The 10867-nt window shown below is 75.3% G+C and carries 7 protein-coding genes; 2 read left to right on the top strand and 5 right to left on the bottom strand.

Annotated elements, in window-relative coordinates; all coding sequences use genetic code 11:
• Positions 1-224: 224 nt before the first annotated feature.
• The 3 genes from AB0L29_RS34405 to AB0L29_RS34415 form a co-directional block, all read right to left on the bottom strand.
• Positions 225-1016 (bottom strand): serine protease, encoded by a 792-nt coding sequence (locus tag AB0L29_RS34405; protein ID WP_365833116.1) that lies wholly within the window; start codon positions 1014-1016, stop codon positions 225-227.
• A gap of 549 nt (positions 1017-1565) precedes the next feature.
• Positions 1566-4424, bottom strand: coding sequence for a LuxR family transcriptional regulator (locus tag AB0L29_RS34410; RefSeq protein WP_365833118.1), 2859 nt, complete (start codon positions 4422-4424; stop codon positions 1566-1568).
• Positions 4425-4566: 142 nt separating this feature from the next.
• The gene (locus AB0L29_RS34415) at positions 4567-5388 is read right to left on the bottom strand and encodes a LuxR C-terminal-related transcriptional regulator (protein ID WP_365833120.1); all 822 of its coding nucleotides are present in this window, start codon (positions 5386-5388) and stop codon (positions 4567-4569) included.
• A gap of 190 nt (positions 5389-5578) precedes the next feature.
• Here AB0L29_RS34415 and AB0L29_RS34420 point away from each other — a divergent pair, with 190 nt between their 5' ends.
• Positions 5579-7249 carry an AMP-binding protein gene (locus tag AB0L29_RS34420; protein ID WP_365833122.1) on the top strand — a complete coding sequence of 557 codons (1671 nt, stop codon included), beginning with the start codon at positions 5579-5581 and terminating at the stop codon, positions 7247-7249.
• On the top strand, positions 7246-8847 hold the full coding sequence (locus tag AB0L29_RS34425; RefSeq protein WP_365833124.1) for an AMP-binding protein: 1602 nt from the start codon (positions 7246-7248) through the stop codon (positions 8845-8847). Before AB0L29_RS34420 ends, AB0L29_RS34425 begins: the two co-directional genes overlap by 4 nt.
• On the opposite strand, the gene AB0L29_RS34430 is transcribed toward AB0L29_RS34425, so the two are convergent.
• Entirely contained in the window at positions 8844-9368 is a 525-nt protein-coding gene (locus AB0L29_RS34430) for a GNAT family N-acetyltransferase (RefSeq protein ID WP_365833130.1), read from the bottom strand. The two genes, AB0L29_RS34425 and AB0L29_RS34430, sit on opposite strands and share 4 nt — an antisense overlap.
• Before the next feature lie 156 nt (positions 9369-9524).
• On the bottom strand, positions 9525-10217 hold the full coding sequence (locus tag AB0L29_RS34435; protein ID WP_365833126.1) for a hypothetical protein: 693 nt from the start codon (positions 10215-10217) through the stop codon (positions 9525-9527).
• Positions 10218-10867: the final 650 nt, after the last annotated feature.

Genomic DNA, 10867 nt, shown 5'->3' on the forward strand with positions numbered 1-10867 from the left:
CGCCGCCTCGCCGCCTTCGGCCCGGCCTCCGTGCAGGACGTGCGGACCCGGGCCGGCCCGGCCCGGCCGGGGAGCGGATGCTGCGGGTGATGCGCCCGCCGCCGTCGTACGGCATCCGCTTCGGCACTGTACGGGCGCGTGGAAAGGGGGCGTTGCGGGCCGCTCGTGGAGGCCCGCAACGCCCCCCGGTATCGCACCTGAGGGATCCTCAGGAGTCCGGTGCGCTACGAGGTGACCTGGGCGGTCACCAGGCTGGAGAAGGTCGTCAGCCGGGTGTAGACACCCGGGTAACCGGCCTGGGCGCAGCCCTCGCCCCAGGACGTGATCCCTGCCAGGACGCCCCCGATGAGCAGGGGACCGCCGCTGTCGCCCTGGCAGGTGTCCACACCGCCGGAGGTGTATCCGGCGCACACCATCTCGCTCCGCACGAAGTCGGAGCCGTACGAGCTGCCGCAGCTGGTGTCGGACACGACCGGCACGGTCGCGGTCCGCAGCTGGTTGGAGGAGCCGCCGCCCGAGGAGGTGGTCCCCCAGCCCAGGATCCGGGCGGTGGTGCCGGCCGCGTACACACCGGTGTCCGACGAGGAGACGTACTTCGCCGCCGTGTACGGCATCGCCGTCGACAGCGTCAGCACGGCGACGTCCTCGCCCCGCGTGGCGGTCGTGTAGTTCGGGTGGATCCATATCTTGCTGACCCGGCTGACCGTGCCGTTGGTGCCGTTGAGGTAGGTGCGGCCGCCGACCACGCGCACGCTGCTGGTGGTCTCGCCGACCATGCAGTGGGCGGCCGTGACGACCTTGGTGGGCGACACCAGGGTGCCGCCGCAGAACTGGTTCTGCGAGGCGTCCGTGATCTGCATCACGAAGGGGTACGCGGACGTCGTGGTCGTCGTACCGCCGACGATGGGCTGGGGAGCGGCGCCGGCGGAGGGGGCGGCCAGCAGCGCTGTCGCGGCGGCGGCAGCGGTGGCCGCGGCCAGGGCGGCGGCCTTTCTGGCACGGGTGAGCCCGAACATGAGTCTCCTCAGGGGGGAAGAGCCGGTGGGGGGTCGCGCGGGTGGGGTGGTGCACCGGAGGTCTCGGGAGGGACCCCCGTGTGCCCGGCGGGCGGCACGCCTCTACGCTAGGACCGGCCCGGTCCTGCCCCAATGAGGGAGTCCCCTAAGGGAGTTGGGCAGGGAAAACCCTCGGTCACGCCCGCTGAAACCTCCGCGCGTCCCCGGTCCGTGAACCCACCGCGGCGCACCAGCGCGGTGCACCCATCGCGGTGGGCCGGTGGGCACCACGCCGACGGACCCCGCCGCGAACTCCCGCCGGGTTCACGGCGTCTACGGACCTTCGCCGCGGACTCCCGCCGGGGTCAGGACGTGTACGAGTCCCCGTCGCGAACTCCCGCCGGGCTCATGGCGTCCACGGATCTCCGTCGTGAACTCGCGCCGGACTTACGGCGCCCATGGATCTTCGCCGTGAACTCCCGCCGGGGACAGGACGTGTACGAATCCCCGCCGGGAACTCCCGCCGGGCTCATGGCGTCCACGGATCTCCGTCGTGAACTCGCGCCGGACTCACGGCGTATGGCGCCCCGCCGCCAGTCGGACGATGTCCACGCGCGACCGGATCCCCAGCTTGCGGTAGACCCGGGTCAGGGTCGCCTCGACCGTCTTGACGCTGATGAACAGGCGCGCCGCGATCTCCCGGTTGGTGGCGCCCTCCATGACCAGTGCCGCCACCTGGCGTTCCATCGACGCAAGGCCCTCCAGCGCGCCGAGCGGCGCGGGGGGCGCGACGACCGGCGCGGCGGGAGCGGCCGAGGCCGCCGCCGCGGCGGCCTCGACCTGCCGCAGCCAGGGCAGCGCGCGGCAGCGCCGGAACAGCCGCGCCGCCTCCTCGTACGGGGCCGGCCCCGGCACGGCGGCCCTCCCGGCGCGGGGGAGGCCGAGGGCCTGGGGGAGGGGGCGCAGCCGGGCCAGCGCGAAGGCGGCCCGTGCCTCCTCCAGGCCGTAGCCCAGCTTGGCGAGCCGGTCCTGGACGGACGACAGCTGCACGAGCGCCGCGTCCTGCTGGCCGCGCGCCGCGCGCACCAGGGCCTCGGCCCGGTCGAGGACGGCCAGGACGCTCTCGCGGCCCAGCCGCAGCGCGTGCACGCGCGTGACGTCGATGACGTCCTGCGCCTCGCCCGGCTCGCCGGTCCGGACCAGGGCCTCGGCGAGGTCGCCGTGCCAGCGGCCGCGCGCCGGGTCGTTGATGCCGAGACCCTGCTCCAGCTCCCGCACGCGGCGCAGCGAGCGGACCGCGCCCGCCGGGTCGTCGGCCACCAGCTGGGCGTAGCCGAGGGCGGCCAGGGCCCGCGACAGGTACATGTGGTCGCCGTCCACCTCGGCGTGGTCCGCCGCCTCCCGGGCGAGCGCCAGCGCCCGGTCCACGTCCCCGGCCGAGGCCTCCGCGAGGGAGGTCAGCATGGCGGAGGCGCCCTCCCCGATCCCCGAGTCGCGGGCCAGCCGGAGGCTCTCGCGGGCCAGGTCCAGGGCCCGGCCGCAGTGCCCGGAGCGCAGTTCGGTGTCGGCGAGGAAGCGCAGGAAGTGCACCTCGCTCTCGACCATGCCGCGCCGCCGCGCCTCGCGCAGCAGCGCGGTGATGGCGGACCGGGCCTCCGGGAGCCGGTCGCTCATGATCAGCCAGCGGAAGCGGGCCGACCCGGCGCCGTTGTGGTGGCACGCCACGTACGGGTCCTGGGGCTCCTTCAGCGCCCGCTTGATGGTCGCGGGCGCGTCGGGGTGGCCCATCAGGGTCTCGGTGGAGGCCTGGAAGGCGAGCGCCATCAGCTCGGTGCGGCGGTCCCCGCCCCGCGCGGCCAGGTCCGCCGCGTGCGCGGCCTCCTGGCGGGCCTCGGCGAAGTCGCCCTCCACCACCAGGCCGCGCCAGGCCAGCTGGTAGTGGACCAGGGCCAGCAGGCGCGGGTCGTCGCCCGCGTCGGCCAGCACCTGCGGGAAGACGGCGTCGACCTCGCCGAGCGCCTGCCCGGCCGCCTCGATGACCACCATCCAGGCCCGCACCCGCTCCGCGGGCACCGTGGCCCGGGCCAGCACGTCCCGGGCGATGTCGCGGGCCAGGTCCACCTCGCCCGCGGTGATCGCGTCCTCGGCGGCCAGCAGCCGCCGCTCGTCGGGGCCCGGCGCGCTGTCCGCCGGGGTGTGCCGGGCCGCCAGCAGCCCGAGCGAGGCCGCCACCGACGGGGCCCCGCGGTCCCGGGCCAGCGCGGCGGCCTCCGCCAGCCGGGCCGCCACCTCCGGGTCGGTGCCCGTGGTGGCCAGGGCCAGGTGCCGGGCCCGCTCGATCGGGTCGGAGGCGGCCCGGGACAGCGCCGCGTGCGCGGCGCGCCGCTCCTGCGCGGACGCCTCCGCGTACAGGGCGGCCGAGATCAGCGGGTGCGCGAACCGTACGGCCGGCCCCTCCGGCTCCGTCGCCAGCAGGCCCAGCGCGGCGGCCTGGGCGGTCTCCGCCTCGGCGTCGTCCCGGCCCGCCGCGTGCAGCAGGGCCAGGGTGGGGCGGGCGCCCGCGCTGGCCACGAGCAGGGTGCGGCGCGCCTCGTCCGACAGCATCTCCAGGCGGCTGAGGACCAGGGCCCGCAGCGAGGTGGGCACGGGCAGCGGCTCGCCCGGCCGGGGCCGGGCGGGGCTCTCGGCCAGGGCGCGGCCCAGTTCGAGGGCGAAGAGGGGGTTGCCGCCGCTGGTGCGGTGGATGTCGCGGACCGTGGAGCGGGACAGGCCGGTGTAGCCGCGGTGGTCGAGCAGCTCGGAGACCTGGACGCGGGAGAGCGCGCCGAGCCGCACGGCGAGGGTGTCCGGCGGGGAGGCGCGCAGGTGGCGGTCGTACTCCTCGCCCTCGGTCCGCACCGCGCACAGCAGCTGCACGGGGGTGTCGCCGAGGCGGCGCGCGGCGAAGCCGAGGAGCTCGGCGCTGGCCGAATCCAGCCACTGCAGGTCGTCGGCGACGAGGAGGACGGGGCCGTCGGCGGCGAGCGCGCGCAGCGCGGACAGCACGGCCAGGCGCAGCGCGAGCCCGTCACGCTGGAGGGAGGACTCGCCGCGCCCGGTGAGCGCCGACTCCAGGGCGGTGCGCTGGGCGGCGGGCAGCTTGCCGGAGACGTCGTCCAGGACCAGGCCGAACAGATCGGCCAGCGCCAGGAACGGCAGATGCGATTCGGACTCGGTGGCCGAGCAGCGCAGAACGGTCCGCGCCGTCCCGGCGTAATCGGCGGCCAGCGCCCGCAGCACGGTCGATTTCCCGATTCCGGCGGGTCCGTGAAGCAGCACACTGCCGCCCCGGCCGAGTTGCTCACGCGCCGTCGTGAACAGTTCCTCCCGGCCGATGACCAGGTCGGGGCGGTTTCTGGCAGGCTCCTTGAAGTCCCGTCGCACGGTCACCGCTCCCTCCGCGTGTCGTGTTCTGGCCAATATTAGGCAACGGCTCTTTGAATTTCGGACGGACGGCGAGGTGAGGGACATAACAGCGGACGGGCCGGGGGGAAATCCAAAGTGCGCCTGAGCGAATAGAAGCACTCCGGGCCTACGGCAGCCACCCTGCCCGGCGCGCGGCGACCACCGCCTCCCCCCGGGTGCGGGCACCCAGCTTCCGCATGGCCGACCGAAGGTACCCCTTCACGGTCTCCGCGGTCACTCCCAGCCGCTCGGCGGCGACCGCGTTGGTGGCCCCCGTCGCGACGCAGGCCAGGACGTCGACCTCGCGGGGCGCCAGCCGCACCCGGGCCGCCGGCCGCGCGGTCAGCAGCGCGCACGCGTCGAGCAGCCGGGCCCGCAGTTCGGGGTCGGCGACGCGCGGGGCCAGCGCCCGCAGGGCCGCGTGCGCCTCCCGCACCTGCTCGGCCCGCGCGGCGCCGAGCACCTCCCGCACCTGCTCGGCCCGCGCGGCGCCGAGCACCTCCCGCGCCTCGTCCCGGACGAGCAGCGCCCGCTCCACCTCCCGCGCCGCCCGGACGGCGGCGTCGAGCGTGCGGTCGCCGAGCGGCCGGGCGGTGCGCAGGGCGCCGTAGAGCACGCCGCGGACCCGGTGCCGTACGACCACGGGGACCGCCACCACCGACCGCAGCCCCTCGGCGGCGACCGGGCCGTCGTACTCGTGGCTGATCCGCCGGGAGGCGGAGTAGTCCGTCACCGCGCACGGGCGCGCGAGCGCCACCGCCTTGCCGCCGAGGCCGTTGCCGGAGGTCACCGCGAGCGCGCGCAGCGCCGACGTCGCGGTGCCCTCGAGCTCGGTGATGCGCACCTGGGGCCGCCCGGCCTCCAGCAGACCGCCGAAGGCGACCGGGAGGCCCGTGGTGCGGCGCAGGCGCACCAGCGCGTTCCGGATCTCCACCGCGTCGGCCGTCACTGTGCTCGCCCTTTCCCTGCGGCTGTCCCGCAGTACTCACCCCCGTTCGGGGGTGGTGAGACCTGCCTCACGGATTACACGATGTCCCTGAGCCGCCCGGCAACGGTCCGGCACCGAGCGGGAGCGATCCGCGGGGCCTGACGCCGGCCGGGGCGCCCGCGGGCGGACGACCAGGAACGAGGGAGTACAGATGACGACGGCGACGGAGCTCTTCCGCAGGGCCCGGGACTTCCTGCTGCAGCACCGCGAGGACTACGCCACCGCCTACGCGGGCTTCACCTGGCCGCGCCCCGAGCGGTTCAACTGGGCGCTGGACTGGTTCGACGTGATCGCCGACGGCAACGCCCGCACCGCCCTGCACATCGTCGAGGAGGACGGTTCCGAGACCCGCCTGTCCTTCGCCGACCTGTCGCTGCGCTCCGACCGGGTCGCGAACGGGCTGCGCGAGCGCGGGGTCCGGGCCGGGGACCGGGTCCTGGTCATGCTCGGCAACCAGGCCGAGCTGTGGGAGACCGCGCTCGCCGCGATGAAGCTGCGCGCCGTCGTCATCCCCGCCACCCCGCTGCTCGGCCCCGCCGACCTGCGCGACCGGATCGAGCGGGGACGGGTCCGGCACGTCGTCGTGCGCCGCGAGGACACCGGCAAGTTCGACGAGGTGCCCGGCGACTACACGCGCCTCGCGGTCGGCGGCGCGCCCGGCGGCTGGCTGCCCTACGAGGACACCCACGACGCGCCGGCGGCCTTCACCCCCGACGGCCCCACCCGGGCCGGCGACCCGCTGATGCTCTACTTCACCTCGGGAACCACGGCCCGTCCCAAACTCGTCGAGCACACCCACACGTCGTACCCCGTCGGCCACCTGGCGACGATGTACTGGATCGGCCTGAAACCCGGCGACGTGCACCTGAACATCTCCTCGCCCGGCTGGGCCAAGCACGCCTGGTCCAACCTCTTCGCCCCGTGGAACGCCGAGGCGACCGTCTTCCTCCACAACTACACCCGGTTCGACGCCGCCCGGCTGATGGCGGAGATGGACCGGGCCGGCGTGACCACCTTCTGCGCCCCGCCGACCGTGTGGCGCATGCTCATCCAGGCCGACCTCACCCAGCTGCGCACCCCGCCCCGCGAGGCCGTCGCGGCCGGTGAGCCCCTCAACCCCGAGGTCATCGAACAGGTCCGCCGGGCCTGGGGCGTGACCATCCGCGACGGCTTCGGCCAGACCGAGACCGCCGTGCAGGTCGCCAACAGCCCCGGCCAGCCGCTGAAGACCGGCTCGATGGGACGGCCCAGCCCCGGCTACCGCGTCGAACTCCTCGACCCGGTCTCCGGCGCGCCCGGCGCCGAGGAGGGCGAGATCGCGCTCGACCTGTCCGACCGGCCCGTCGGCCTGATGACCGGCTACCACGGCGACCCGGACCGCACGGCGGAGGCGATGGCCGGCGGCTACTACCGCACCGGCGACATCGGCCGCCGGGACGAGGACGGGTACATCACCTACGTCGGGCGCGCGGACGACGTCTTCAAGGCCTCCGACTACAAGATCTCCCCCTTCGAGCTGGAGAGCGCCCTGCTGGAGCACGAGGCGGTGGCCGAGGCCGCCGTGGTGCCCGCGCCGGACGAGCTGCGCCTGGCCGTGCCCAAGGCGTACGTCGTCCTCGCCGACGGCTGGGAACCCGGACCCGACACGGCGAAGGTGCTGTTCGAGTACTCCCGCGAGGTCCTCGCGCCCTACAAGCGGATCCGCCGCCTGGAGTTCGGCGACCTGCCCAAGACCGTCTCCGGCAAGATCCGCCGCGTCGAGCTGCGCGAGGCCACCGCCGCGGGCTCGGCCCGCGAGTACCGCGAGGAGGACTTCCGGTGAACTCCTACACCCACGGGACCAGCGAGACGCCGCTCCTCGGCGACACCATCGGCGCCGACCTGGACCGGACCATCGCCGCGCACCCGGACCGCGAGGCGCTGGTCGACGTGCCCTCCGGACGGCGCTGGACGTACGCCGAGTTCGGCGCCGCGGTCGACGAGGTGGCGCGCGGGCTGCTCGCCAAGGGGGTGGCGAAGGGCGACCGGGTCGGGATCTGGGCGGTCAACTGCCCCGAGTGGGTCCTCGTCCAGTACGCCACCGCCCGCATCGGCGCGATCATGGTGAACGTCAACCCGGCCTACCGCGCCCACGAGCTGGAGTACGTGCTGAGGCAGGCCGGCGTCTCGGTGCTGGTCTCCTCGCTCGCCCACAAGGGCAGCGACTACCGGGCGCTGGTGGAGCAGGTGCGCGGCAGGTGCCCCGGCCTGCGCGAGACGGTCTACATCGGCGACCCGTCCTGGGACGAGCTCACGGCGGGCGCCGCCGCCGTGCCGCACGACCGGCTCCGCGCGATCGGCGCCGGGCTGAGCTGCGACGACCCGGTCAACATCCAGTACACCTCGGGCACGACCGGCTTCCCCAAGGGCGCCACGCTCTCCCACCACAACATCCTCAACAACGGCTACTGGGTGGGCCGCACCATCGGCTACTCGGAACAGGACCGGGTGTGCCTGCCTGTGCCCTTCTACCACTGCTTCGGCATGGTCATGGGCAACCTGGCCGCCACCGCCCACGGTGCCTGCATCGTCATCCCGGCCCCGTCCTTCGACCCGGCGGCCACCCTGGAGGCGGTGCAGCGGGAGCGGTGCACGTCCCTGTACGGCGTGCCCACCATGTTCATCGCCGAGCTGAACCTGCCCGGCTTCGCCGCCTACGACCTCACCTCCCTGCGCACCGGCATCATGGCGGGCTCGCCCTGTCCGGTGGAGGTGATGAAGCGGGTGGTCGCCGAGATGCACATGGAGCAGGTGTCCATCTGCTACGGCATGACCGAGACCTCCCCGGTGTCGCTGCAGACGCGGATGGACGACGACCTGGAGCACCGCACGGGCACGGTCGGCCGCGTCCTGCCGCACATCGAGGTCAAGATCGTGGACCCGGCGACCGGGGTGACCCGGCCGCGCGGCACGGCGGGGGAGCTGTGCACCCGCGGCTACAGCGTGATGCTCGGCTACTGGGACGAGCCCGGCAAGACCGCCGAGGTCATCGACGCCGGACGCTGGATGCACACCGGCGACCTGGCCGTGATGCGCGAGGACGGGTACGTGGAGATCGTCGGCCGCATCAAGGACATGATCATCCGGGGCGGGGAGAACATCTACCCGCGCGAGATCGAGGAGTTCCTCCACGGCCATCCGAAGATCAGGGACGTCCAGGTCGTCGGCGTGCCGCACGAGCGGTACGGCGAGGAGGTGCTCGCCTGCGTCATCCCGCGCGACCTGGCCGACCCGCTCACGCTGGAGGACCTGCGGGCCTTCTGCGAGGGGCGGCTGGCGCACTACAAGATCCCGAGCCGGCTCCAGCTCCTGGACTCCTTCCCGATGACCGTCTCGGGGAAGGTGCGCAAGGTGGAGCTGCGCGAGAGGTACGGCGTCTAGGACCGGTGAGGGGGGTGCAGGTCGCGGCGCATGCACACCCGCGGCCACCGGTCGAGGCCGTGCGCGGCCTCCGCGGCGCGGATCGCGCGCAACCCGGGCGTGAGCTCGGCCCCGGCCAGCACCCGGAAGCCGAGGCGGGCGTAGTACGGGGCGTTCCACGGGACCTCGGCGAAGGTGGTCAGGGTCATGCCGGTCAGGCCCTCCTCGCCCGCGCGCCCGGCGGCGTGCGCGAGGAGGGCCCGGCCCACGCCCCGGCGCGCGGCGCGGGGGTGGACCGAGACCTGCTCGACGTGGAGCGCGCCGTCCACCGGTTCGGCGACGAGGTACGCGACCGGGCGGTCCTCCTCGTCGGCCGAGACCCAGCAGCGGCCCGCCCGCCGGTAGTGCTCCAGGGTGCCGAGGGCGGGCGGTTCGTCGTCGGCGATCTCCGCCATGCCGAACGCGCGGAAGAGCGAGCCGGCGGCCCGTTCGACGTCCTGGAGGACGGGGAGTTCGGCGGCGGTGGCGGGGCGGATGCGCATCTGCATGCGCCGAGTATCGGGCGCCGGCGGGGCGGGCGTCGCCCGGCCGGCGGGGACCGGGGCGCGGCGGCCGCCGGCCGCGGTCCGCCGGACGGGCTGCCGCCGGCAGGTGGCGGGCGCCGGCCCGGAGCCCGCCGGCCGGCGGCCGCCGCGGTGTCAGCCGCCGGCCGTGTGCAGGGCGTCCGCCGGGGCGTTGACGGGTCGCGGGACGCCCGTGAGGTCGAGGACGAACAGGGGGATGCCGAGGGCGTCGGCGCGGGCGCGGGCTCGGTCCGTGTAGCCGGCGAGGGAGAAGTAGAGGCAGGCGGCCGACTCCGCCATGGCCGTCAGCCACAGGCACTCCACGTCCCGCAGCGACGCCGGGCGCACGGTCGGGTCGACCTGGGCGAGGACGCCGCGGGCGGTCAGCCCGACGCCGGAGGGCAGGCGCCGGTCCGTGCGGCGGACGTCCCGGTGACCGAGCCGGCGCAGGTACAGCGCGGCGGCCACGACCGCGTCCCGTGCCGTGCGGATGGCGGCGGGCCGGAGGGCGGGGCGCCGGTCGCCGGGGCGCCGGTCGGCGTCGCCGCCGGGCTCCACGCGGGCGTCCGTGCCCGCCACCGGTATCCGCAGCACCGTCCCGCACGGGCACCCCAGCTCCGGGCGGGGCCACTCGCCGTCCCGGCCGCAGCGGGCGCACCGCACGGTGATCCAGTCCTCCGCCCAGACGCGATGGGCGACGGGCGTGGCGCAGCCGTGCCGGTCGACCGGCGGCGCGACGGGGGCCCCGCACGCGCACGGGTAGGCCGGCGCCGCATAGCGGTGTTCACGGCGGCAGGCCGGGCAGCGCACCGGCACCCTCTCGGACATGGCCCCCCGTGTTCCGTCGGGACAGGTCGCGGCAGCGCACCCATCGTGCTCCAGGAGGCCTCCGCCTGTCCGCCGCTTGGCGGCCTTCGCGCTTCCCGCCCGCTTTCCTCCCTGTGGCGGAAATGAGTTTCCACCACAGGGAAGAGATCGCCGCAGGGTGCGACGGAGGGGTGCGAATCCGGCAGCCGAGGCGGGAGCACTCGACGGCTCGAACGGCCGCCGCCCGCGCGGCAGGCGGTTCGCGCGGCAGGCGGTTCGCGCGGGGGGACGGGCTCCCGCCGTCCCCGCCCGTGCCGGGCCCGGACCCCGCTCCCCCGTGCGAGGCCCGGATCCCGTCCCGGGCCGGGCCCGGCCCCCGTCGCCCCCGTCCGGGCCCGTTTCCCCCGTTTCCCCCGTTCCCCCGTCACGCGGGGCCCGCCACCCCCGTGCCGGCGGACCCCGCGTGACCGAGGATGTGCCCACGGGCGGGGGGTGTTGAAGCCTCCGGGGCCGGGTTCAGAGGTTCATTTGAGGGTTCCGTAGCGGGTGTACGCCCCGTGGCGTAGGCGCGGACCGCTCGCTCAGGGCTGTGACGGTCCGACGGTCCTGACCGGCCGCCCCGGAACGCGCCGGGGAGCGCCGGACGCGGGAACCGTCCGCGTCCGGCGCTC

Source organism: Streptomyces sp. NPDC052701 (assembly GCF_040678355.1).
GTDB lineage: Bacteria > Actinomycetota > Actinomycetes > Streptomycetales > Streptomycetaceae > Streptomyces.

Excerpts from the sequence above, each read along its gene's own strand:
- AB0L29_RS34420 (WP_365833122.1), top strand. The coding sequence starts at position 5,579 with ATGACGACGGCGACGGAGCTCTTCCGCAGGGCCCGGGACTTCCTGCTG.
- AB0L29_RS34405 (WP_365833116.1), bottom strand. The coding sequence starts at position 1,016 with ATGTTCGGGCTCACCCGTGCCAGAAAGGCCGCCGCCCTGGCCGCGGCC.
- AB0L29_RS34430 (WP_365833130.1), bottom strand. The coding sequence starts at position 9,368 with ATGCGCATCCGCCCCGCCACCGCCGCCGAACTCCCCGTCCTCCAGGAC.
- AB0L29_RS34435 (WP_365833126.1), bottom strand. The coding sequence starts at position 10,217 with ATGTCCGAGAGGGTGCCGGTGCGCTGCCCGGCCTGCCGCCGTGAACAC.